The sequence below is a fragment of the Sphingobacterium sp. SGR-19 genome (assembly GCF_011043555.1).
GTDB lineage: Bacteria > Bacteroidota > Bacteroidia > Sphingobacteriales > Sphingobacteriaceae > Sphingobacterium.
In genome coordinates this window covers 114,294-139,515 of record NZ_JAAKGS010000004.1, presented here as the reverse complement: position 1 = coordinate 139,515, position 25,222 = coordinate 114,294, and the positions used below count along the sequence as shown (strand labels likewise).

Annotated in this window: 21 protein-coding genes; 12 read left to right on the top strand and 9 right to left on the bottom strand. The window is 38.3% G+C overall.

The genetic code is table 11. The annotated features are described in order from the left end of the window. Positions 1 to 107: 107 nt before the first annotated feature. From G5B43_RS09890 to nadA, 3 genes are all read right to left on the bottom strand, one after another. Positions 108 to 2,060, bottom strand: coding sequence for an acetoacetate--CoA ligase (locus tag G5B43_RS09890; protein WP_165294582.1), 1,953 nt, complete (start codon positions 2,058 to 2,060; stop codon positions 108 to 110). Positions 2,061 to 2,156: 96 nt separating this feature from the next. After that, a complete protein-coding gene (gene thiL / locus G5B43_RS09885; RefSeq protein WP_165294750.1) occupies positions 2,157 to 3,206 on the bottom strand; it encodes a thiamine-phosphate kinase in 1,050 nt (349 codons plus the stop codon). 37 nt (positions 3,207 to 3,243) lie between these two features. Further along, entirely contained in the window at positions 3,244 to 4,242 is a 999-nt protein-coding gene (gene nadA / locus G5B43_RS09880) for a quinolinate synthase NadA (protein WP_165294581.1), read from the bottom strand. A gap of 489 nt (positions 4,243 to 4,731) precedes the next feature. Between nadA and nadB the strand changes: the two genes are divergently transcribed. Then, positions 4,732 to 6,324 (top strand): L-aspartate oxidase, encoded by a 1,593-nt coding sequence (gene nadB, locus G5B43_RS09875; RefSeq protein WP_165294580.1) that lies wholly within the window; start codon positions 4,732 to 4,734, stop codon positions 6,322 to 6,324. Between the two features lie 24 nt (positions 6,325 to 6,348). After that, positions 6,349 to 6,855 (top strand): gamma carbonic anhydrase family protein, encoded by a 507-nt coding sequence (locus G5B43_RS09870; RefSeq protein WP_165294579.1) that lies wholly within the window; start codon positions 6,349 to 6,351, stop codon positions 6,853 to 6,855. 7 nt (positions 6,856 to 6,862) lie between these two features. On the opposite strand, the gene G5B43_RS09865 is transcribed toward G5B43_RS09870, so the two are convergent. From G5B43_RS09865 to apaG, 4 genes are all read right to left on the bottom strand, one after another. Next, the gene (locus tag G5B43_RS09865) at positions 6,863 to 8,416 is read right to left on the bottom strand and encodes an Ig-like domain-containing protein (RefSeq protein ID WP_240904832.1); all 1,554 of its coding nucleotides are present in this window, start codon (positions 8,414 to 8,416) and stop codon (positions 6,863 to 6,865) included. Positions 8,417 to 8,615: 199 nt separating this feature from the next. Further along, entirely contained in the window at positions 8,616 to 10,475 is a 1,860-nt protein-coding gene (gene mnmG, locus G5B43_RS09860) for a tRNA uridine-5-carboxymethylaminomethyl(34) synthesis enzyme MnmG (RefSeq protein WP_165294577.1), read from the bottom strand. Positions 10,476 to 10,540: 65 nt separating this feature from the next. Then, positions 10,541 to 12,406: an ABC-F family ATP-binding cassette domain-containing protein gene (locus tag G5B43_RS09855; protein WP_165294576.1), complete on the bottom strand. Its 1,866-nt coding sequence runs from the start codon at positions 12,404 to 12,406 to the stop codon at positions 10,541 to 10,543. Positions 12,407 to 12,649: 243 nt separating this feature from the next. Further along, complete coding sequence (gene apaG / locus G5B43_RS09850; RefSeq protein ID WP_165294575.1) at positions 12,650 to 13,036, bottom strand: Co2+/Mg2+ efflux protein ApaG; 387 nt, start codon at positions 13,034 to 13,036, stop codon at positions 12,650 to 12,652. Between the two features lie 349 nt (positions 13,037 to 13,385). Between apaG and G5B43_RS09845 the strand changes: the two genes are divergently transcribed. From G5B43_RS09845 to G5B43_RS09805, 9 genes are all read left to right on the top strand, one after another. Further along, a complete protein-coding gene (locus tag G5B43_RS09845; protein ID WP_165294574.1) occupies positions 13,386 to 14,102 on the top strand; it encodes an SAM-dependent methyltransferase in 717 nt (238 codons plus the stop codon). 45 nt (positions 14,103 to 14,147) lie between these two features. Then, on the top strand, positions 14,148 to 14,600 hold the full coding sequence (locus tag G5B43_RS09840) for a hypothetical protein (protein ID WP_240904831.1): 453 nt from the start codon (positions 14,148 to 14,150) through the stop codon (positions 14,598 to 14,600). Next, entirely contained in the window at positions 14,590 to 15,687 is a 1,098-nt protein-coding gene (locus G5B43_RS09835) for a Nif3-like dinuclear metal center hexameric protein (RefSeq protein ID WP_165294572.1), read from the top strand. Before G5B43_RS09840 ends, G5B43_RS09835 begins: the two co-directional genes overlap by 11 nt. A gap of 2 nt (positions 15,688 to 15,689) precedes the next feature. Continuing rightward, positions 15,690 to 16,433, top strand: coding sequence for a zinc ribbon domain-containing protein (locus G5B43_RS09830; protein ID WP_165294571.1), 744 nt, complete (start codon positions 15,690 to 15,692; stop codon positions 16,431 to 16,433). A gap of 289 nt (positions 16,434 to 16,722) precedes the next feature. Beyond that, a complete protein-coding gene (locus G5B43_RS09825) occupies positions 16,723 to 20,016 on the top strand; it encodes a S41 family peptidase (RefSeq protein ID WP_165294570.1) in 3,294 nt (1,097 codons plus the stop codon). Between the two features lie 86 nt (positions 20,017 to 20,102). Then, complete coding sequence (locus G5B43_RS09820; RefSeq protein WP_165294569.1) at positions 20,103 to 21,011, top strand: CPBP family intramembrane glutamic endopeptidase; 909 nt, start codon at positions 20,103 to 20,105, stop codon at positions 21,009 to 21,011. Beyond that, a complete protein-coding gene (locus tag G5B43_RS09815; protein ID WP_165294568.1) occupies positions 20,992 to 21,210 on the top strand; it encodes a DUF2007 domain-containing protein in 219 nt (72 codons plus the stop codon). Before G5B43_RS09820 ends, G5B43_RS09815 begins: the two co-directional genes overlap by 20 nt. Then, complete coding sequence (locus tag G5B43_RS09810; RefSeq protein WP_165294567.1) at positions 21,200 to 22,000, top strand: phosphatidate cytidylyltransferase; 801 nt, start codon at positions 21,200 to 21,202, stop codon at positions 21,998 to 22,000. The genes G5B43_RS09815 and G5B43_RS09810 overlap by 11 nt, the downstream gene beginning before the upstream one ends. A gap of 1 nt (position 22,001) precedes the next feature. After that, the gene (locus G5B43_RS09805; RefSeq protein WP_165294566.1) at positions 22,002 to 22,664 is read left to right on the top strand and encodes a DUF2461 domain-containing protein; all 663 of its coding nucleotides are present in this window, start codon (positions 22,002 to 22,004) and stop codon (positions 22,662 to 22,664) included. On the opposite strand, the gene G5B43_RS09800 is transcribed toward G5B43_RS09805, so the two are convergent. Further along, positions 22,658 to 23,854, bottom strand: coding sequence for an anhydro-N-acetylmuramic acid kinase (locus tag G5B43_RS09800; RefSeq protein WP_165294565.1), 1,197 nt, complete (start codon positions 23,852 to 23,854; stop codon positions 22,658 to 22,660). The two genes, G5B43_RS09805 and G5B43_RS09800, sit on opposite strands and share 7 nt — an antisense overlap. A gap of 70 nt (positions 23,855 to 23,924) precedes the next feature. Between G5B43_RS09800 and gcvH the strand changes: the two genes are divergently transcribed. Continuing rightward, complete coding sequence (gene gcvH, locus G5B43_RS09795; protein WP_165294564.1) at positions 23,925 to 24,305, top strand: glycine cleavage system protein GcvH; 381 nt, start codon at positions 23,925 to 23,927, stop codon at positions 24,303 to 24,305. Between the two features lie 41 nt (positions 24,306 to 24,346). Here gcvH and G5B43_RS09790 read toward each other — a convergent pair whose 3' ends face one another. Then, entirely contained in the window at positions 24,347 to 25,105 is a 759-nt protein-coding gene (locus tag G5B43_RS09790) for a hypothetical protein (RefSeq protein WP_165294563.1), read from the bottom strand. Positions 25,106 to 25,222: the final 117 nt, after the last annotated feature.

Genomic DNA, 25,222 nt, shown 5'->3' with positions numbered 1-25,222 from the left:
GCTTGTATATTAATATGGGGTTTATATGGGGATAACAGGGGGTTAGTAGGGGGTTAGTAGGGGTTAAACCCCTTTTAATACCCTATAATATCCCTGTAAAATACTTTTTAAGGGTTAACTTGGGGAGGAGCAGGACAAAAGCTCTGCCCTAGTGTGTGTACGTATATCTGTATATATTCTTCCAGACATTCGGGGTTACGCATTACATCTTTTGTAACAGCTTTCTCTATCGGATAACCGGAGAAAATTTTCTTAATTGGAATTTCCAGTTTTTTGCCGCTCAATGTATAAGGAATATCATTGACAACATAAAATAAGTCCGGCACATGCCGTGCACTATATTGCTTACGAAGTTCGATTTTGATCAGAGGAACAATAGTTTCCAATTCTTTTCCTAGATCCAATTGGATAAATAATAGCATCTTCGATTGCCCCTTCTCGTTATCCGTCGAAATGACCAAACTATCCCTTACACCATCCATTTCATTCACAACATTGTATATTTCTGCCGTGCCGATGCGTATACCACCTCGATTCAACGTAGCATCCGAACGTCCATACATCACAATACCACCATGATCCATAATAGAAATCCAGTCGCCATGGCTCCATACGCCTTTCCACTCAGAAAAATAGCTTTCTCTGTATTTTTCATGTTCTTTATCATTCCAAAAGTAAAGTGGCATCGAAGGCATGGGTTTCTTAATAATCAATTCACCGACTTCGTTATTTACGTCCTCACCTTGATCATTTATGGCTACGATATCTGATCCCAATGTTCGGCATTGAATCTCTCCAGCATACACAGGTAAATATGCACATCCAGATAAAAAGGCACTACATACATCTGTTCCGCCACTTAATGATATGATATGTGTACCTGGAAATTTTTTCTGAAGATTTTCGAAAGTAGTTACAGACAGAGGTGAACCGGTCGAACCTATTACCTTTGGTTCATAACTCTCTATTTTCAGATCATAAATAGCTGAAAAATATGCCGCCCCTCCTCCTAAATGATGCACGTTTGCCTGTTTTACAAATTGCCAAAATGCCTGGTGATCATAATGGTGGATAGCTCCATTAAACAAACAAAGTGTAGCTCCACAGAGCAAGGAAGACAACGCATAATTCCACATCATCCATCCTGTGGTAGAATACCACAAAAAATTCTCTCCTGATTGTACATTTTGATGGATAGCCAAGGCTTTATAGTGTTCCAACAAATTTCCTCCGGTACTGTGTGTGATCGCTTTGGGTTTGCCTGTCGTACCCGAAGAATATAAAATCCATATCGGATGAGAAAAAGGTACGCGCAAAAAATGTAATACCTGCGGAAGATAATTAGTAAATATCCATTTCCAGTCTTCTTCATAAACAGCAATTATTGTCTCAATCGACGGAATATGATTTTGGATAAAATCCAATGTTTCTCTTTTAGAGAATGTTTTGCCATTGTATTGATAATCCAACTCCATAAATAATATTTTAGGTTCTATTTGTGCAAAACGCTCGACAATGCTCTTATCACCAAAATCTGGTGAGCAACAAGACCAAATGGCACCCAAAGAATTCGCGGCTAAAAAAATAGCGACCGTCTCCGTTGTATTGTTTAATATACCTACTACCCTATCTCCTTTTTGAATACCTTTTTCTTTTAAAAATTGCTGTATGGAGGATACCTTTTCACGCAGCTCATTCCATGTGATGTCCTGGTAATTTCCTATCTCATCTGTATACTTTATAGCGGGATCAGCGCCTTTTTTCTTGCAAAAGATATGTTCCGCATAGCTTAAAGAAATACCTTCAAACCATCTAGCATCAATAAAATCGGTATTTGTATTTTTCCATTTTAACACCTGTTCATATTCTCCATCATAATCTATTTTAAAGTACAACAAGATAGCTTCCCAGAAACTGTCCGGCTTTTCAATCGACCATTGATGAAAAGCCGTATAATCCAGAAAGCACCGATTATAGCGCTGTTCTACAAATTGTTGAAAATCATAAAGGACGGATGATTTAATATATTGTTCAGACGGTATCCAGATAGGCTGCTTCATTGTGTTTACGACTGATTAACAGTCCTAAAGATAATAAAAACCACCAAATTTTCCCACCACGGGGTAACAATTCCAAATTGTGCTTGTGGTACGAGCTTACCTATCAGCACCTTTAAAAGCATTCCAACCTTGCGCTTTAATCGGATGTACATTTCCCGATTTGGAAATCATTTCACAGCCAGCCGCTTCTTCCGTTATATAACCGATTATCGTAATATCCAACTGATTCTTTACTTTATCGTATTGCTCCTGCGGAACAGTAAACAGTAGCTCGTAATCTTCGCCTCCATTTAGCGCACATACTGTTGGATCTAAACCAAATTCACGAGCAGTATCGTAGGTCATCGGATCGATTGGTATTTTATCTTCATATAATTTACATCCTACCTTAGATGCATTGCAAATGTGTAATATCTCCGAAGCTAGCCCATCGGACACATCAATCATCGCATGGGGTTGTATACCGTAAATTTCAAATAATTCCACCACATCCTTACGTGCTTCCGGTTTTAGTTGTCGCTCCACAATATAGTCTTTTCCCTCCAAATCCGGCTGAATCTGTGGATTCTCCAAGAAAATTTGCTTTTCACGCTCCAGAAGCTGTAATCCTACATAAGCACCGCCCAAATCACCACTTACACAAAGTAAATCACCTTCTTTTGCGCCTGAACGATAAGCTATTTTAGCTGCTTCCGCATATCCAATACTTGTAACAGAAATAACTAAACCTTGTGCGGACGCCGAAGTATCACCACCTATAAGATCCACGTTATATTTTTTACAAGCTATCAGTGCTCCCTCATAGATTTCTTCTACCGCTTCCAACGGAAATTTAGAAGATAAGCCTATCGAAAAAGTAATCTGTGAAGCTTTGCCATTCATGGCATAAATATCGCTTAAATTGACTTGTACCGCTTTATATCCCAAGTGTTTTAATGGAACATACCGGAGATCAAAATGAATACCTTCGAGCAATAGATCGGTGGATATCAATGTTTTCTTGTCAGAAAAATCCAATACTGCCGCATCATCACCGATACCTTTTACCGTTGACGGTTCCGTAAGCTCTACCGTCTTGGTTAAATGCGCTATCAAACCAAATTCTCCTAACTCGTTTATTTCTGTTTTGTCTTTGTTATCAAACATTTTATCCTTATTCTTTTTGTCCTCTTCCCACAACAACTTATAATCCCAATCTTTCAGATATTTCCAACATCCGTTCGATCGGTTTTCTTGCACGTTCAACCACATTCATGGGCAAATCTACTTCCGGGCGTTCGTAATATAGACAGTTATAAAGTTTTTCCAAGGTATTCAGTTTCATGTGCGGACAATCATTACAAGCACAGACATTATTTGGTGGCGCAGGGATAAAAGTCTTCGTAGGACTAGCTTTCTGCATCTGGTGCAAAATACCAGATTCTGTAGCAACAATATATTGTTGTGCACTATCCTCAATTGTGAATTTTAGCATCCCAGAGGTGGATCCGATATAATCCGCTTCTGCTAAAATATGATCTTCACATTCCGGATGAGCTATGAATTTCGCTTCTGGAAACTGTTCCCTTAAATCCGCAATCTTATCCTGAGAAAAAATCTCATGCACCATACATGCACCATTCCATAACACCAAATCACGACCGGTTTTCTTTTTGACATATTCCCCCAGATTACGATCGGGTCCGAAGATAATTTTTTGATCTTCCGGTAAGCTTTCCACGATCTGTACCGCATTGCTCGAAGTACACACAATATCCGATAAAGCTTTTAGCTCCGCAGTACAGTTGACATAGGTAATAACCACATGGTCTGGATATTTCTCCTTAAACTTAGCAAACAGATGGGGTGGACAACTATCTGATAACGAACATCCTGCTTTCAGATCGGGCAATAATACTTTTTTTGAGGGAGATAGAATCTTAGCTGTTTCAGCCATAAAATGTACACCAGCAAAGACAATAACATCCGCATCCGTCTTAGCAGCTTGTTGAGATAATCCTAAGCTATCTCCAATATAATCAGCAATATCTTGAATCTCAGCCTCTTGATAATAATGTGCCAAGATAACTGCATTCTTTTCTTTTTTAAGTCGCTGAATTTCAGCTACAATATCTATTGTAGGGTTGATAGGTTCATCTATATAGCCTTTCGCTTCCAAATCCCTTTCAAAAATTGCATTCATTAGTTCTCTCTCTATTTAGCTTCCTTAGTTTGACTAAACAACGATACAAAGGTAAAGAAAGAAAATCAAACGAAATCCACATTCCCTTTTTTCAATAAATGATAATGTTTTTTTAAAGAAAGAATCTTGTTGTTTATTAGCTTGTGGAAATTGGGGATAAGTGACTGAAATTTTATTTGGAAATATGTTTATTCTTTCGTTTTCCACAGGTTGTCCACATTGGAGAGAAGTTTAAGGCTTGATTTTCAATGAAGTGATTTTTTGATATTTTCTTTTTCTATAATTTTTTGTTGAATGTTTGTTATTTACAATTTGTTAATATTAGGTTGATTTTATCTTAACTTTTATATCTGTTTTGTGGGAATTGCATGCCAATTGTGGAAAGTTATAAAGTTTTCATTTTTAGTTCACCCTTTTTATACAGGTTTTCCACATATTTTGTTAATTTGTTCCCTATAATAAATAGAGCATTGTTCCGCTATATACTTTATGATACATAGACACGTAGATTTTTTGGTAATTGGTTCTGGCATTGCTGGGTTGAGTTTTGCGCTTAAAGCAGCCGAATTGGGTAAAGTATTGATAGTCACCAAGTCTAACGAAGACGAATCGAATACCAAATATGCGCAGGGAGGGGTAGCTGCCGTTGTGGATAAATCAGATAGCTTCGAAAAGCATATTACTGATACACAGACAGCTGGAGATGGATTATGCCATGTGGATGTTGTGGAAAACGTTGTTAGGGAGGCTCCGGAAAGGATTAAGGAGCTTATTGATTATGGTACCAATTTTGATAAGGTTGACGATGAGCATTATGATCTAGCTCGAGAGGGAGGACATTCCAACCATCGTATTCTTCATTATAAAGATATTACAGGCTATGAAATAGAGAGGGCACTGCTGGAAAAGGTGCATCAACATTCGAATATCGAGATATTAACACATTATTTTGCTGTCGATTTAATCACCCAGCATCATCAAGGTGTCCATGTTGATAGAAGTACTGATGATATCCGCTGTTTTGGGATCTATGCATTGAATACGAGAAGCAATACGATTGAAACCTTTCTTAGTAAGGTGACATTGATGGCCTCTGGAGGCGCAGGCCATGTATATGCGAGTACGACAAATCCGACAATCGCTACAGGTGACGGAATTGCAATGGTATATAGAGCAAAGGGTAAGGTCAGAAACATGGAATTTATCCAGTTTCATCCCACATCATTATACAATCCGAAGGAATCACCATCTTTTCTTATTTCTGAAGCGGTGCGCGGTTTTGGCGGAATTTTGAGACGAGCGACTGGAGAGTCCTTTATGGAAGAATATGACGAACGAGCATCTTTAGCGCCACGCGATATTGTTGCTAGAGCGATAGATAATGAAATGAAGAAATCTGGACTTGATTTTGTTTACCTGGATATTACACACCGTAAGAGAGCAGATATCATTGCCCATTTTCCCAACATTTACGAAAAATGTATTTCGGTTGGATTGGACATGACAAAAGATTATATCCCGGTGACGCCTGCAGCGCACTATTTATGTGGTGGTATCATGGTAGATGAAAAGGGAAAGACTTCTATTCATAATTTGTATGCTTGTGGAGAATGCTCTTCTACCGGGCTTCATGGAGCTAATCGTTTAGCTTCAAATTCTTTGTTGGAAGCAGTAGTATATGCTCATCGAATTTTTAGCGATGCCTCCTCAACGCTAGATACATTGGATTATGCTACGAATATTCCGAGTTGGGATGAATCCAAGGTCCAATTGATGAATGAAGAGATATTGGTTACGCATAACTTACGTGAAACGCAGAAATTGATGAGCGATTATGTAGGGATAGTGCGATCGGATTTTCGTTTAGACAGAGCAATGAGGCGACTTGGATTTCTTTATGAGGAGACGGAGGAATTTTATAAAAATACTAAGTTATCGGTGAAATTGTGTGAGTTGCGTAACGTTATACAGGTTTCCTATTTAATAGTTAGATCAGCTATGCAACGTAAGGAAAGTAGAGGTTTGCATTATACGACGGATTTTCCATATAAGTCTGAAGAATTAAAGGACACGGTTCTATAATATTTTTAAAGTTAGACAGAAAATATGCCTACTATTTTACCAGTAAAGGATGTATATCCGCAGATTCATGAATCTGTTTTTATAGCTGACAACGCGACAATCGTAGGTGAGGTCGTCATCGGAGAACATTGCTCTATTTGGTTCAATGCCGTGATAAGAGGAGACGTGAATTATATCCGTATAGGAGATTATACCAATATCCAAGATGGTGTTGTTATCCATTGCACGTATCATCAAAACGGGACTGATATTGGTAGCTATGTGAATATTGGGCACGGTGCCATTGTGCATGGGTGTGTGGTACATAATTATGTGCTGATTGGTATGGGCGCTATCGTGATGGATAGAGCTATTGTAGAAACGAACGTCATTGTCGCTGCTGGTGCAGTTGTTTTAGAAGGCACGGTATGTGAATCGGGTTATCTATATGCTGGGGTTCCAGCCAGAAAGATAAAGCCATTAACAGATGAGCAATTGGCCATGCTACAGCAATTGCCACACAATTATGTGTTATATAGTTCGTGGTTTTAAAAGTACTTTATTTTAAATCGATTGTCTCATTTTGGTCCCAATTCGCCCGGATCGTAAATGTTTTATCTAAGTACCAGATATTTTCTGCTTGTTTTTTTGCGTAAACGTCTGCCGGATCCCATCTTCCGTTATTGTTCGCGTCATAAATAATCCGTAACGAATATTTACCTCCGGGATAATTATTATAATTAATTTTAGGATTTGATGCATGAAGAGGCCGTCTATCAAATACCTTTTCTTTTGCTTCGTCAATAAGTTCTACAATGTAGTTCATCGTAGAATCCAATCCATTTACAGTGAAATTGATATTACCATAATTATCTGATTCATCTAGGGTAAATCTCGTCTTCGATTCTAAATTGATGTCGTCAAATGGTGTGCGCATAGCTCCTTCTTGAATAACCAACTCGTAGTCTCTTTTAGGACGCCAGTTGTAACGTATATGATATAAGTTTCTATTTATGGTATCCTGCTGTAATTGGAAGTTTCTTCTGGAAACGGAGTCTTCATGAATAAGGATTTTTGATTTATCAACATTAGCCAGTGGGCTTGCACTTGTCAATGTAATATGACGGACACGATCTACCTTATTTGTAATGCTTAATATAGGTTTAACCTCCCTATCGAATTTTGCGTTTTTATTTGTTCTGATAAAGATAGTATCTATTATTTCGCCTCTATCTCTTAATTCTATTTTTATAGAATCAAGTTCTGTTTTTGGTATATAGATTTTGGCTGAGTCGTTATTAAGACTGTACTTTTCTATTTTATTATTATCTAATTCTGCGGGAAATAGAATTTTTGTCTCCGGTTGTTCTATTGGTTTTGTAAAGGTTAATAGGATATAGCCAGTTGGTTCAAATTTCTTTTCCAACGTACGAAAGTCTTTAGGATATGCTTTTGTTATTTCAAGTTTTATATTTGCTATATCCTTATCTAAGTGTATACTATCTTTCAGAAAACCGATCCATTCATCATTTCCGTTAAAAATACGGTCATTATTCTGCTCCTTTAATGCATAGATTCTATAAGTATCTTCCCTTAGATTACTGAATTTAAAATTGCCGGAGGTATCTACGTTGGCAAATATGTTAGCTTTTCTTTTTCCAAATATAGAGTCTTGTGATGTCGGAATTAGAAGAATCTTTATGTTTTCATCTTTTTTTTGATCGAATTCTCTCGTGAAACCATTGATGACCGAGCCGCTAATGGAAAGAGAGTCGAGTTCATCTCCTGTTGCAAATACATAGTTGTAATCTATAAAGGGGTTGCTTTCGTTGTAATCTACTAATCCCTTACCAAAATTGATCGTGTAGGTGGTATTCTCTTCCAATGAATCAGGCAAGGTAATAATCAGATCTTTTTTTCTTACTCGATAATCTACGATATCCTCAACATCCGGACTTATACTAAATTCTTTGTATTGGTTATTCAATTTAATGAATTCATCAAATCGAAGAGTAATCCTTTTTTCAACAAAATTTGTCGTGAAATTCGATGTGGAAACCTCTAGCAATTTTGGCGGTATGGAATCTTTCGGTCCTCCTGTGGGACGCTGCATGTTTGCGCATCTTGTTAAGCTAGAAAGCATCAATAGAATAAAACTATAGATAACTATATTTTGTAAATTTGTAATTTTAAAGCTATCTAACGCACTTTTATGTATTTTGGGCTTATGACTCATAAAATTAAAAATAATCTCTTATAAGGCTTTATTTGAAGTTTTATTATTAATTATTAATGTATTGAAAATCAATTAATTAACTCATATGTACCATTAATACACTGATATCAGATGGAGAAACTCCTGAAATACGTGAGGCTTGCCCCAACGTTCGTGGTTTTACTTTTAATAGCTTTTCACGCGCTTCGATGGAAAGGGATGTAAGCGAATTGTAGTCGAAATTTGGATTTATTTCTTTGTCTTCCATCTTCTTCATTCTATTTACTATCTCCATTTCTTTTGCGAAGTAACTGTCATACTTAACCTTTATTTCTGTTTGTTCGATAGTTTCCTCTTCATATTGATTCAGCAAGTTACTAAATTCTGTGTTCGCTTTTGCAATATCGGTGATGTTGATTTGCGGTCGACTTAATACACTGAACATTCTTGATTTTTGGGTCAGTGGACTGGAACCTACTTCTTCTAGAACGGGGTTCATCTCACTTATTGAAACGCTATTTTGTTTCATATAATTCACTAAGTAGTCAGAATCTGCTACTTTTTTATTCACTTTTTCTAGACGTTCGTCAGTTACCAGACCTAATTTGTGTGCAAGAGGCGTAAGTCGAATATCTGCATTGTCTTGTCGCAAGAGAAGTCTATGTTCTGCTCTAGAAGTAAACATACGATAGGGTTCTTCGGTCCCTTTGGTTACCAGATCGTCTATCAGGACTCCTATATAGGACTCTGAGCGTTTTAATATCAACTCGTGTAGATCATTAATTCGTTGGTGGGCGTTTACACCTGCGATGAATCCCTGTGCTCCTGCTTCTTCATAGCCAGTCGTTCCATTAATTTGACCGGCAAAGAATAGGTGTTTGACTTTTAGCGTTTCTAACGTTAGATCCAGCTGCATAGGAGGAAAATAGTCATATTCTATAGCGTATCCGGGTCTATACATTTTCGCGTTTTCAAAACCCGGTATTAAACGCATTGCTTTCAATTGTACATCTTCCGGAAGAGATGTGGAAAAGCCGTTTACATATATCTCTACTGTTTTGAAACCTTCTGGTTCTACGAAAATTTGATGTCTATCTCTTTCGGCAAATCGGTTTATCTTATCTTCGATAGATGGACAGTATCGAGGACCTAATCCTTTTATGCGACCGGTAAACATGGGTGACTTTTCAAACCCTGTTTTTAGCACTTCATGGACTTTATCGTTGGTGTAGGTAATCCAACAGCAGCGTTGTTCCGTCGGTATATCAACGTCAGTATAGGAGAATCGTCCTTTTTTTTCATCTCCCCACTGCTCCTCCATTAGAGAGTAGTTAAGGGATCGTCCGTCCACGCGAGGAGGAGTTCCTGTTTTCATCCTACCAGATTCGAAACCCAAAGTTGTCAATTGTTCTGTAAGTCCCGTTGCTGCTTTTTCTCCCGTACGCCCCCCTCCTATCTTTTTTTCGCCTATGTGTATTATACCATTTAAAAACGTACCATTTGTAAGCACCACCGCGTCTGCTTCTATTCTAATACCAAGCGATGTAACAACCCCTCGTGCCCGTCCGTTTTCAACAATTACTTCTTTGACGGTATCTTGCCACATATCGACGTTAGGAAGAGATTCAAGTGTGAGTCTCCATTCCTCTGCGAAACGCATCCGGTCATTTTGCGAACGCGGACTCCACATTGCCGGACCTTTAGAAAGATTCAGCATTCTAAATTGTAACGTTGATTTATCTGCGATAATACCGGTATATCCACCCATTGCGTCAATTTCTCTGACAATTTGACCCTTCGCTACACCCCCGATGGCCGGGTTACAACTCATTTGAGCAATAACCCCCATATTCATCGTTATCAATAAAACTGACGATCCCAGAGTGGCTGCTGCTGCTGCTGCTTCACATCCTGCATGACCAGCGCCCACTACTATTATATTATACTTATTAAACATTTTATTTATGTACTGATGTTCCACGTGAAAAATATATGTCTTAATGTTGTTTCACGTGGAACGAATTATATATATTCCGATAGTTCTAACCAACGTTCCGATTTAACATCAAGCTCTTTTTGTAATTTTTCTATATCTAAGGCAATCGACGTTAACTCTTGATGATCCGAGACGGTATTTAATATATTCGTTTTTTGCTTGATTATAAGTTCAATTTCGGTAATTCCTTTTTCCAAAGATTCGTATTCGAGTTGCTCTTTGTAGGATAGTTTTTTCTTCTCTATTCTTGATTTTCGTGTAGACTTCTCGGGTTGTACGTTTTTTATTTGATTTTTTTCCTTACGTGTATTTTCCTCCTGTTCCAGTTTGTAGTCCGCGTAGTTGCCATTGCAGATGATTAAGTTTCCTTCACTTTCAAAAATGAAAAGTTGTTCTGTTAACCTATCTATTAAATATCGGTCGTGGGAAACTAATAATAGTACGCCTGGATAATTTTCCAAAAAAGCTTCGAGAACATTTAATGTATCAATGTCTAAATCGTTGGAAGGCTCATCGAGTATTAAGAAGTTTGGATTAGACATCAACACACGCATCAATTGCAAGCGTTTCTTTTCCCCTCCACTCAAGCGGCTTACTAAATTGTATTGCTTTTCTGGAGGAAATAAAAATAATGTTAATAATTGCGAAGCTGTAATGACGTCACCATTGGCCATTTCAATATAGTCTGCTATATTTTTTACGATATCTAATACGCGATCGTCTTCTTTAAATATAAGACCTTCTTGTTTGTAATATCCAAATTTGGTAGTTTCGCCTACCACGACATGACCGTGGTCTGGAGATAATACCTGCGTTACCAAATTTAGAAAAGTTGATTTTCCGCTCCCATTTTTTCCAGCTAGTCCTATTCGGTCGCCTTTCTTAAAAGTGTACGAAAAGCAATGAATAATTTTGGTATTGGAAAACGATTTTGAAATATTTTCTAGTTCTAATATTTTGGAACCTTGCCTACTCATCTTCACGGAAAGTTGTACATTTTCCGCTTTCTGTATTCCTTTCGACTTTTCCTCTAAATTGTAAAAAGCGTCGATTCGTGCTTTTGATTTGGTTCCCCGTGCTTGAGGTTGACGACGCATCCATTCTAATTCCCGTCTAAGTAAATTCTGTGCTTTTTCTGCCGTTATCGCATCTATAGCTTCGCGCTCGGCTTTCTTTTCTAGAAAGTATGTATAGTTTCCTTTATAGATATATAAATTTCCTTTATCTAGTTCTCTTATTTCTGTACAAACATTATCTAAAAAATACCTATCATGGGTAACCAGAAGAACAGTCTTGTTTCCTGTGGTTAATAATTTTTCCAACCATTCTATTGTTTCTATATCTAGATGATTGGTTGGTTCATCTAAAACATAGACATCAGGCTCGTCTATTAGCAATTTAGCCAAAGATAGACGTTTTTTCTGTCCACCAGATAAACTGTCTATTGTCTGATTAAAGTCTGAAATTTGTAGCCTATTTAAAATTGTTTTAATGTTATGCTCGTATTCCCAAGCTTCCATGGCGGACAATTTGTCAGTAAGTTCCGCTAATCGTTGTTGGTCTATTTTATTGCTATTCAATAAATTTTCATACGCTTTTATTAACTGCTGCTGTTCATTATCCGGGCTATAGATAAAATCGTTAATGGTTTCCATTCCGCTAAAGCTTGGTTCCTGAGACAAGAAGCCGATTTTTATACCTCGTTCTTTAACAACTTTTCCTGCTGTCGGAACTGTCTGTTCTGCGAGAATTTTGAGCAAAGTTGACTTACCTGTTCCGTTGATACCTACCAAGGCCACTCTGTCCCCTTTTTGTAAGCCAAAATGAAGATCAGTAAATAACCACCTATCATGGAACGAATGACTGACTTGCTCTGTTGCTAGAATACTCACTTATAATTTATTGATAATAAAACATTTGTATATTTATTTGTTTTTTCAATGATTAATATACAAACTATATAAAAAATTCTTTTGCTCGTCGTAAATGGATATAAATTTCCGAGTACAAAAGTACGTAAATATCGTCGTAAATACGTGTTATTTTATAAGCGCGTGTTGAATTGCTTTTTGATATTATTTGAGCTTAACATGGAGTTACTTTTTATTAAACCAAAAGAACAGTTGTATTCTGTTTTAGTTTAATTTAAATGAAGCTATCAAATTGAACCGTGGAATTTCTACATGGAATATGCTACCATCTATTTCCTTGATCATCTCATAATAGCCTTCCATATATCCTATCTCACTTTTTAGGTTACATCCTGAAACATACTGATACACGGCTCCGGGTGCTAATATAGGTTGTTCTCCCACTACACCTTCTCCTTCAACTTGTTTAAATTCGCCAATCGAGTCAAAAATGTCCCAGTGTCTGTTGATAAGTTGTATCGTAACATCCCCAAGATTCTCTATAGTTATTTGATAGGAAAACATAAAATGCATCTTTGAAGGATTGGAATACTCGGGCTGGTAGACAACGTCGACAGATACTTTTACGCCGGATGTTATTTGTGTATTCATCTATCTAAACGCTCGTTCTTTAACTGTATGTCGAATACTCTAAATAGTTCATTTGTTAAATGAACACTTTAATCGAGAGCAAATTATCAATTATCTTTTTAAATATCAAACCTAAAATAAAAACATTTTAATATGCAATTTAATTGTGGACTATATAAGATGAGTTTATTTCGCTCCTCTGTCATTGAAAGCTTGTCTTAAAGAGGAATTTGATTTTAAGTTTTTAAAAAACGTTTTTACGCTTTCGCTCGAAAGGGGATCTTATGAAGATTGTAAACAAAAATGTTTGAAAACCAGTATTTGTCATAACAAGTCTACATGGCGTAAAATATTTTAGTAGTTTTGGGTTATGTCTTTAGGAGCGTTATATCTTATACCTGTACCGTTAGCGGAAAATACGGAGAAACAGTCATACACCTTGTTTCAGCAGGAACTCATTAACCATATTGATGAGTACATCGTTGAAAATGAAAAGACAGCAAGACGATTTTTGAAGCAAGCAGGATTAAAAATTCCACAAGGTGAACTGAAAATACACGATTATGGCAAACATGTCCGTGAAAAGATAGATTATAATTGTATTTTTAAATCGGTCATGGAGGGAAAGGATTTGGGATTGATGTCAGAAGCTGGTTGTCCTGGCGTTGCTGATCCAGGTGCCGATGTGGTCGCCGAGGCACATAAAAGAGGGATAAAGGTTGTTCCATTGGTAGGTCCGAGTTCTATTTTGTTAGCGTTGATGGCTTCAGGATTTAGCGGACAAAAATTTACTTTTCATGGCTATCTTCCGATAGACAAAGCTGAAAGAGTAAGGAAAATTAAGGAATTGGAGTTTCAATCACAAAAAGACCAACAAACACAGATATTTATAGAAACACCTTTCCGCAATAACGCCTTATTTGATGATTTGATTAAAAATTGCAAACCGAAAACGAAGCTATGCGTAGCTTGTAATTTGACCGCATCCGACGAGCAGGTATTAACACTTTCGGTTTCGGAATGGAAAAATAGAAAACCCGAGCTTCACAAGAAGCCCACTATATTTTTGATGTATGTTCAAAGTTAAATATATGCCATGTTAGATATAATGCCCGAAAATATAACCCGTGATATGGCATTATATATGCTTATTGGTGGAGTAATCAGGATTATTATCTGGATATTCTTCGCCCTAACCCTTTATCGAACGTTAAAACTGGTAAAAAAGGATAATTTGTGTATACTGCCGAACCAAGCGTGGTTCGTGGCGGTACCTTTATTTAATATATACTGGAACTTTGAAGTGGTAAAACGTTTAACAGATTCTCTTAATAATGAGTTTTATGATCGAAAAGTAAAAGTAGAAGAAAGGCCCACACAAAAATGGGGTCTTATATTTGCATGGACTTTTTTATTGACTAATATTCCATTACCTCCATTTGTGCTGACGATTATCAGTATTTTGCATTTGGTATATTTTATCACTTATTGGGTTAAGGTTAATGAATATAAAACACTGCTGCGCATGCATGTTGAACATTACGGAAAAGATTTTATAGCAGAGAATAAAGAAGATGAAAATTAGAGAGCTTACCCAATACTTGGAACAAATCGCACCGTTGGCGTATCAAGAATCGTATGATAATTCGGGATTAATTGTCGGTCATCCGGATGATGAGATACAGCAGGCATTGGTTGCTTTAGATTGTACGGAGAATGTCGTTGATGAAGCCATACGAAAGGGTTGTGATATTATCATTGCGCACCACCCGATTGTATTTACAGGTTTAAAAAAACTAAATGGTAAGAATTACGTAGAACGTGTCGTTATTAAAGCGATACGACATGGTATCGCGCTGTATGCTATTCATACTAATTTAGATAATGTCTTGGGTGGAGTAAGCAGTAAAATTGCAGACAAGTTAGCACTAGAATCGCATGCGATTTTACGTCCTAAACGAAATTTGCTTAAGAAGCTGGCTGTTTTTGTACCGCGCACACATGTAGAATCGGTTCGGGAAGCGTTATTCAGTGCGGGTGCCGGTGCTATTGGGGATTATAGTGAATGCAGCTACAATACGTTGGGATATGGTACATTCAGACCGTTGGAGGGCGCTAATCCAGCAATTGGTAAAGTCAACGAACAGGAACGTGTTGAAGAAACGAAGATAGAGGTTATTTATCCGGAAAGATTGGAACGCTCTATCTTGGTGGCGATGTACGCTGCACATCCTTATGAAGAAGTAGCACATGATGTTTTTGCTTTAGAAAACACGTTGCAAACTGCGGGTTCAGGCGCTATTGGTAATTTACCATCTCCCATGAGCGAAATGGACTTTTTAGGATATGTGAAAGATCGGTTGAATGTACAAGTTATCCGACATACGAAATTGCGAGATAAGCCTATTTCCCGTGTTGCCGTTTGTGGAGGTGCTGGCGGATTTCTCTTAGAAGATGCAAAACGATCCGGTGCTGATATTTTCATTTCGGCAGATTATAAATACCATGAGTTCTTTGATGCAGAAGAGAATATCGTTATTGCAGACATAGGACATTTTGAAAGTGAACAATTTACGCAAGAATTATTATTGGAAATTATTCAGAAAAAATTTGTTAACTTTGCTGTCCTATTGACAGAAATAGAGACAAATCCTATTAAATATTACGTTTGATAATGGAACAATCCGTAGAACAAAAGTTAAAAGCATTATGGACGCTACAGTCCATCCATACGAAGATAGATAAGATTCGCCAAGTGCGTGGTGAGTTACCTATTGAGGTTGCTGATCTGGAAGACGAGATCGCAGGTCTTGATACCCGAATTGAAAAAATCAGAACAGATTTGGATGATTTGGAAGATTCCATCGTGAATCGTAGAAATATGATTAAAGATGCACAAGCTGCGATTAAGAAATACGAGGGCCAACTCAATGAAGTAAAGAATAATCGGGAATATGATGCTATATCGAAAGAGATTGAAATTCAAGGTTTAGAAATTCAGGTATGTGAAAAACGTATTCGTGAAGCTGAATTCGAAATAAAGAATAAAACAGAACTTTACGACAGTACGCAGAAAAGTCTGGAATATAGCAAAGGTGAACTGGATGTAAAAAAGCAAGAGCTTGAAACCATTACTGGCGAAACACAAAAAGAAGAAGACGCGCTATTGGACAAGGCGGCCAATGCCGAAACAAACATTGAAGACCGTTTGCTAAAAGTTTACAATAAACTCCGCGGAACGTTCAGAAACGGTCTAGCCGTTGTTTCTATTGAGCGTGATAGCTGTTCGGGATGTTACAATAAAATTCCACCTCAATTGCAATCAGAAATCCGTCAGCGTAAGAAAATCATTATTTGTGAACACTGCGGAAGAATAATTGTAGACGAAGGGATTGTTTTCGAAGAAGAACACGCCTAGTCTTGTTTTTAATAATATAAATAAATAGCCCCGCGAGAACCGCGGGGCTATTTATTTATTAATAAAGCAATGGACTCCTGCAACGAATGCACGAACTCTCTTTAACCTTAAATGCTTAGTACTTCCCCTCTCCTCAAAGATTCCTCGCGACAAGTTTTTATGGACAAGTGTTTATTTTAGTGTCCATGAGCTCACTTCGTTCGGTTTTGCTTCTTTTTTTACAGGAAAAAAAGAAGGTAAAAGATCTGTTATGAATCCTGTTAATATAAAAATTCTATTATTTTTGAATATGAATTATCCAACAATCCGCCTGAAGAATTTTTCGAAGACTTCACAAGCATTTTTCCTTTCTTTTTTTCTTTTTTTTGGAGCAAAAGCTCAAGAAGAAACACTCCTTTTGCGAAGTCCAGATGTCAGTGACAAGTACATTACTTTTGTATATGCCGGAGATGTGTGGATAGCCGACAAAAACGGGCAGAACCCGCGCCGTTTAACTGTAAATCCAGGAGTAGAACAGAATCCGATGTTCTCGCCAGACGGACAACGTATAGCGTTTACAGGTAATTACGATGGTAATACAGATATTTATGTGATGTCTATACACGGTGGAACACCTAAACGTGTCACCTTTCATCCCACAGCTGACGTGCTTCGCGGCTGGCTGAATAACGACGAAGTTTATTTTACAAGTACACGGGAATTCAACTATTCTTTAGGTTCTCGATTATATAAGACATCATTGGATGGCGAGTTGGCTTCTCCCTTGTTGATGCCGGAAGCTTATCAAGGAAGCCCCTCTTCTGATGGGCGTTATTGGGCATATATTAAGAATGCGGATCCCACAGAACGGGATCGTGTGGCTTTCAAACGCTATCGCGGTGGCGGTATGCCCTCTATTTGGATATTTGATACCGAAACAAAGGAGGTGGAAGTAATTCCTGGAGAAAGAAGCAATGATGTGAAGCCGGTCTGGCTCGGTGGCAAGGTTTATTTCCTTTCGGATCGTGACAAAATAGTCAATATTTTCAGCTATGATACAAAGACAAAAAAACTTGAAAAACTGACAAATTACAAAGACTACGATGTGCGTACGCTCAACGGAAAAGGAAATGAGCTGACATTTGAATATGCCGGTCGTTTACGTATTCTCGATACTGCGACTAGAAAAGTAAATAGTCCAGCTATTAACGTCTATGCTGACGCTATGTATAAACGACAGCATTATATTGATGTGGGAAAGGATATTCGTTCCTATACTATATCCCCTACAGGGCAAAGAATGCTGTTCGAAAATCGGGGCGAGATATTTACTATCCCTAAAGAAAAAGGTGATGCCCGGAATATTTCCAATGCGCCTGCATCGCACGAACGTTTTCCTGCTTGGTCACCCAATGGCAAATGGATTTCCTTCATTTCAGATAAAAATGGGAAATATGAATTAGTGCTACGCGACCAAATGGCAAAAGATGAACCCGTTTACATTTCACTAGGACAAACAGCTTTCTATTATCAACCCGTTTGGTCTCCCGACAGCAAGAAACTTTTCTATAATGATGCTCACCTTAATCTCTATTACGTAGACATCGAAACAAAGAAGGTAACTTTGGTAGACAACGATCGCCTTAGTTCAACAACGGGCAGGGTATCCAACCATTTCCAGCCATCGTGGTCTTATGATTCCAATTGGATAGCCTATATAAAAAGTTTAGGAAATGGCATTCGCACGCTTTTTATGTACAACTTGAAAACAAAGCAATCTACGCAGATTACAGATGGTATGAGCACTGTCAATCAGCCTACTTTTAGCCGAGATGGAAAGTATCTTTTCTTTTCGGCAAGCACCAATACCGGGTTGACAAATTCTGGATTACATATGACGGCCTATGAAAGAAATGTAAATTATAATGTTTACGCATTTATTCTTTCGAAGGATACACCCTCCATTTTTAAGCACGAAAGTGACGAAGAGAAGATAAGAGATAGTAGTAAGGAAGCGGATGACGAGAAGAAAGAAAAGAACGATGGTTCTGAAGAAAAGCTAGAGGATAAAAAAGCAGACAAGTCTTATACGAAAATTGATCTAGATGACATAAATCGCCGGATAGTTGCTTTACCACTGTCTCCAGGCCGATATTGGTTAAACGGTGCAACGGAAAATATGCTGACCTATATGCGAGATAGTAAAATAGGTGTATACGACTTAAAGAAACTGGAAGACAAGGTGCTTATTGAACACGCGTCCGGATTTGATATCAGTGCGGACGGTAAGAAAATGATATACAGAAGCAACCATGACTTTTTTATCGTGGATTCCGGAAAAAAACCTGCTCCTGGCAATGGTAAAATAGAAATTAAAAACTTGAAGCAGTTGGTAGACCCTGAAGCCGAGTGGAGACAGATTTTCTACGAAGTATGGGCCATGCAAAGAGAATTTTTCTACGTGGAAAATATGCATGGTGTGGATTGGGATGCCATGAAGGTAAAATATGAAAAATTCTTGCCTTATGTAGGCCATCGATCCGATTTGGGCTATTTATTGAATGAAATGATGGGTGAGATGGTCGTAGGGCACAATTACATTTATCCGGGTGATGAACCATCGACGCCTTCGGTGCATACAGGAACATTAGGAGCAGATTTTGAGGTGGAAGAAAATGGGTACAAAATCAATAGGATCTATACGGCGCTAGATTGGAATCCGTCGCTCAAAGCGCCATTGGCGGAACCGGGATTAAACATCAACGAAGGAGAATATATTGTTGCCGTAAATGGTACCGTGTTAAATAAGTCAACTAACATTTACCAGTTGCTGGAAAACACCGTAGATAAACAAGTGACGTTGAAAATAAATGATATGCCTTCGTTAAAAGGTGCGCGAGAGGTTGTCGTAAAACCGATATCCTTTAGTGGAGAAACAAGTCTACGCCGGATGGATTGGGTGGAATCCAATCGTAAAAAAGTGGATAAGCTAAGTAAAGGACAGATAGCATACGTATATATGCCAAACACCGGACCGGAGGGATATACCTATTTTAACCGTTACTATTTTTCCCAGATGGATAAGAAAGCGCTTTTATTGGACGAGCGTAATAATGGGGGTGGTTGGGTCGCGGATTATGTCATCGATTTGCTATCTAGAGAACTTATATCTGGTTGGCGGATTCGTGACGGTAAAAGTTTTACGACACCGGGGAACGGCATCTATGGTCCCAAAGCGATGATTATAAACGAAAATGCAGGCTCAGGCGGCGACATGATGCCTTATATGTTCCGTTACAAAGGGCTCGGAAAATTGGTTGGACGTACCACCATGGGCATATTGGTGGGCATTTCCGGATATCCTCCATTGTTGGACGGTGGACGTATCACTTCACCAAACTTCGGAATATTCGATTTGAATAGTAATTACATCATTGAGAATGAAGGCGTAGCACCCGATGTTTTTGTAGAGCAGATGCCAAAAGATTTGCTCGAAGGTAGAGATCCTCAGTTGGAAAAAGCCATCGATATTTTGTTAGAGGAGATGAAAACCTATCCCTATAACGAACTGAAAGATCCTAAAGACCCCGTTCGGGTAAAGTAACAAAACATAAAAAGGAGTGAATTTCACTCCTTTTTATGTTTTAACATGTTTAAATACCTATTTTTAGCATTATGAATGCGTCTGATATGCAACAAAGGAACCCTTGGGTAGATTTGATTTTTCTGATCATAGTCATGTTTTTCTGTGTTTTCACGGTTTCGCTGTTTCTCGGCGGGCTGGGATATATTCTTTTTGGAAATATCGACTTCTTTACTGATGTGTCAGGAGCTAATCAGGCGCAGAACTATTATACTTATGTAGTATTGGGTGTTAGCTCTGCTGCTACATTTATTGTACCAGCTTATATTTTCCAGCGTAGGAATAAAACGGAAGAATTGTTTCCATGTCAGGATCTCACAAATTGGAAAACCTATGCCTTAAGTATATTGTTTCTTGTTGCCTTTGCACCTTGTATGTCATTAATTTCGGATTGGAATGCCCATATGAAATTTTCGGAGTCTTGGCGCGATATAGAGGATTGGATGCGGGTAAAAGAAGATGAGATGGCTTTATTAACCGAGCGTATTGTTATGACCACTGCCTGGGATCGATTGTTGTTAAACATTGTTGTCATGGCGATTTTGCCTGCCATAGGTGAAGAGTTATTCTTTAGAGGCGCGTTACAACAGATAGGTACGCGAATTTTTAAAAATGAATATGTTGCCATTTGGCTTGTTGCGCTTGTTTTCAGTGCTATACATATACAGTTTTACGGTTTCTTTCCTCGTCTGCTCTTGGGTGTTTTTTTTGGTTATATGGTGGTTTGGACGCGAAACATCTGGACGGCTGTCATCGCCCATTTTGTTAACAATGGCATGGTGGTTATATTGGGTTTCTACTACGCTACACAAGGTAAAAGCTATGCTGAGCTCATGGAAAACGATTCTTATCCAATAATTGTGTATCTTGGCAGCTTCGTTTTTAGTATCATCATTGTTTTTATATTTTATCAATACGTAACAAGAACAAAGTTATATGGAAAAAGGTTGGATTAAAATACAAACCTATACAGATGTTATTCGGGGGGAAATAGATAAACAAATGCTGGAAGAAAACGGCATTCCTGCGGTGTTGCTCAACAAGCAGGATTCATCCTTTATGTTTGGAAAAATTGATCTTTTCATCAACGAAAACGATTTTGAACAAGCCCAAAGGCTAATACAGGAAAGCGGATCGGAAGAAAATGAGAACTAGGGCGATAACAGGATTCTTTTTTATTGTGATTTTGATAGGCGCTGTTTTGCTGGGGCCTTATGTGTTTGTTTCTCTTTTCTCGTTAATAGCGACTTGCTGCGTATACGAGTTTTATCGCATGGTGCATACCGAAAACACGCAACCATTATTTTTTTTGGGTGTAGGCGTTACTGCTCTTGGATTGGCTTTGGTGGGCTTTGTGTTTTTAGATCTACTACCCTATTCCGTTCTCTCCTTTGGTATAGTAGCTATTCTGTTAGTTTATATCGCTACTCTTTTCCGAAAAACGACACATCCCATTCAAGATGTAGCATATTCGCTTTTTGGATTGATCTATGCGGCCACACCATTTATTTTCTTTATAGGATTAGGCTTTGTGAAAGATACCTATAACGCCTATATCCCGCTTGGCTTTTTGATTCTTCTTTGGACAAATGACACGGGGGCTTATCTCGCGGGGAGAAGTGTGGGACGCCGTAAATTATTTGAACGAATTTCACCTAATAAAACGTGGGAAGGATTTATTGGAGGAGTTGTATTGGCGGTCATTGCCGGTGGTATACTTTCGCATTATTTTGGTGTTTTTCCAGTGTGGAGTTGGATGTGTATGGCTTTGATTATCGGTATATTTGGAACTTTCGGAGATCTGGTAGAATCTATGCTCAAACGAAATGTAGGGGTTAAGGATTCTGGAAATATATTGCCAGGACATGGTGGTCTATTGGATCGATTTGATGGTTTGTTTATAGCAGCACCATTGGTATATTTGTTTTTAAAAAGTATGCTCTGATATGACGATAGAAAAACAAACATTGGACTTTTTAAATCAACTCCGCAAAAATAATAATCGGGATTGGTTCCAGGAGAATAAAACGATGTACGAGAAAGCGTTGGTTAACGTAAAAGACTATATTACCCAACTTATTGCTGAATTGGCAGAATTCGATCCTCATATCAACACCGATATCCAGGCCGCACGTTGTTTATTTAGGATATATCGTGATACTCGGTTTTCAAAGGATAAGACACCTTATAAGACGTGGTTTGCGGCAGGAATATCGGTTGACGGGCGAAAATTGGATGGCCCGGAATACTATCTGCATATAGAGCCCGGAAAGCATTTTCTCGCAGCAGGATATTGGCGTCCGGAAAAGCATCACTTAAATGCCATTCGGCAGGAGATCGACTACAGCTACCAGGAGATGGTCGATGCACTTGCACAGGGGGGATGGACAGTTGAAGACTTGTCTACGGAAGATAAATTGAAAAGAGCTCCCGCAGGATATAGTGAAGACGATCCCCATATCGAAATATTGAAACTGAAAAGTTTTATTTTATACCAATCCTTTAACGACTCTGAGATAACGGACACTAAATCTTTGCATAAGGTGGTAGACACTGCGAAACGGATTCTACCTTTTAAACGCTTTATCCACCAGGCTTTGGATCAATAAGGTAAACTAATTTTACCCATGCATACCGCCGGAGAATCTTTAATTTGTTGCATATAAGATGCTGAACCTGCTATCGTCTCATTAGCGAGGACAGCAAAAAGGCATGCTTCTTTGGCATCTGGGTTTAAACCTAAGGTGCTGAATGACGATACCCTAATCGGTGAAAGAGCTTTACGGATGTTTTTCATCAGTAAAGGATTGTGGAGACCTCCCCCGCTAACATATACATGCACATTTTCAAGGTCTTTCGATGCACGTTTAATACCATCCGTTATCGTTTGCGCTGCAAACTTATTTAATGTTGCCAAAATGTCTTCAGGCGCAAGTGTGGAGGTGTGGGAAACAGATTGGGCGTTTTTCAAATAGGTTAAATTAAATAGTTCGGGCCCTGTAGTTTTTGGAAAATCCTCACGGAGAAAAGATGATGTTAACAACGTTTCCAGAAGCGTGAAATGTACAGTTCCGTTTTCGGCGATTTGCGCGTTTTCATCCATTTCTAAACCAAACTGATCATAAACAAATTGATTCATCATCGTATTTCCTGGCCCGAGATCGGTGGCATATGCTTTTAGGTTGCTTCCATGTTTAGGAAGGAATGTGAAATTGGAGATACCGCCTATATTGAGTAGAAACCTGTTTTCCATTTCGGACGTAAAAAGAAGGTAATCTCCATAAGCCGCTAACGGTGCTCCCTCTCCCCCTGCGGCTACGTGCTTTTGTCGGAAATCTGAAAGGGTAATGATACTTGTTGTGTGGGCAATATGATCGCCATCTCCAATTTGTAAGGTGCTGTTGGGAAAATTTGTATCCTCGGTTAAGCGTTGAGGAGCATGGTAAACGGTCTGTCCATGACTAGCAATTAAATCCACATCTGACGGAGAAATCTCCCACCGTTCCAATGCTTGGTTGATGAATTCGCCGTGTGTCCTTCCGATATAAGCGTGTAGCCCCGACAGTACTTGTTGATCTACTTGACGTTTGGCAAATATTTCCCGAACGTATTTGCGAAAAGCGGAATCATATGGAATGGTGATAAAATTTTCGAGAAATAATGTAGTACCTTGACCACTATTGCCTATACGGCATAATGCGATGTCCAAACCGTCCAATGACGTTCCGGACATTAGACCGATGATACGACGCTCTTTTTGTTTTGCAATTCGGTACAGTTTTTCAATTTGTGGATTCATAAGGTGAAGATAGGAAGGAATTTTTGGTTATGTCGGTGGATAGTTATATTTTTGGGCAAATATTATACGTATGAATTTTCCAGTAGAATTAAAATACACGAAAGATCATGAATGGGTTCGTGTTGAAGGTGACGAAGCCGTTATTGGGATTACCGATTTCGCACAACGCGAACTAGGAGACATTGTTTTTGTTGATATCAGTACCGTAGGAGAGGAAGTTGCTGCAAATGAAGTTTTTGGTACGGTTGAGGCTGTTAAAACGGTGTCAGATTTATTTATGCCTGCGGCAGCTATGGTATTGGAAGTAAACGATACTATCGATGCATCTCCTGAATTGGTTAATACAGATCCGTACGGTGAAGGTTGGATAATCCGCGTTAAATTGAGCAACCCCGCTGATGTGGATGGACTGTTATCCGCAGATGAGTACAAAGAAGAGATAAATGCTTAAATAAAAAATAAAAGCCGCTTTATAAAGAGGCTTTTACTTTTTTATTCTATTGTCACTTCCACTTCCTTCATTATTTTAGCACCTTGTATTTCAACACTTGTTTTTAAAGCGCTAGTTTTAGTGAAATGAGTTTCCTTATCTAACGTGTAGTTGCCCGATACAGTTCCAATTTCGTTTCCGGAAAGGTCCAACATTTTACTGGCAACATTGATGACATAACCTTCGGTATTCTCTTCACTATAGGTAGAAACTGTCTCTATTTTTGAGAGAAATGGGTGATCGTCCATTTCATTAATATTATCCCAAGACTCACCGGGAGCTACGGCTTTATCGGGGAAAGATGGGGAAATGTTAGTGAAAGCACTGGGGTCGAATCCGTTAGAGGATATGCTTGACGGCAGATCAATATCGATTGTTTTGCCTTTATCTGTAATTACTGCTGAAATCTTTTGGTCAACTATTTTCGAAAATTGCTCTCCAAGCATCTTCGTCGTTTCATCTGTGGACACTGTTTCCGAGTTATACGACACAGTGTTCATATCAGCATTTATATCAATCTTAATCGCTTTTATCACATTTTCAAGCCTGAAATTCTCGTCTTCTTTCTTTGATGGATGCAATTCCATTTTCATGTTCATATCCATAATGACGCTCTGAGGGCCGTCTATATCTGTTTTGATTAGCATATTGAGTTGAAGCGGTTTTCCAACCTCTGGATTCAGTTTAAAATCTACCGCTTCTTGGGCAAATGTAGATAAACTCATGCATAAGGCAAAGCAAGTAATAAGAAGTCTTTTCATCTAGTACATTAATGAAGCGTGAATATAGGGAAAATTGGGTAAAAGAAAGAAATAAAAAAGGTCTTCCATATCATACGGAAGACCTTTTAACTATTTTTTATTCCCTCCGAGAGGTTT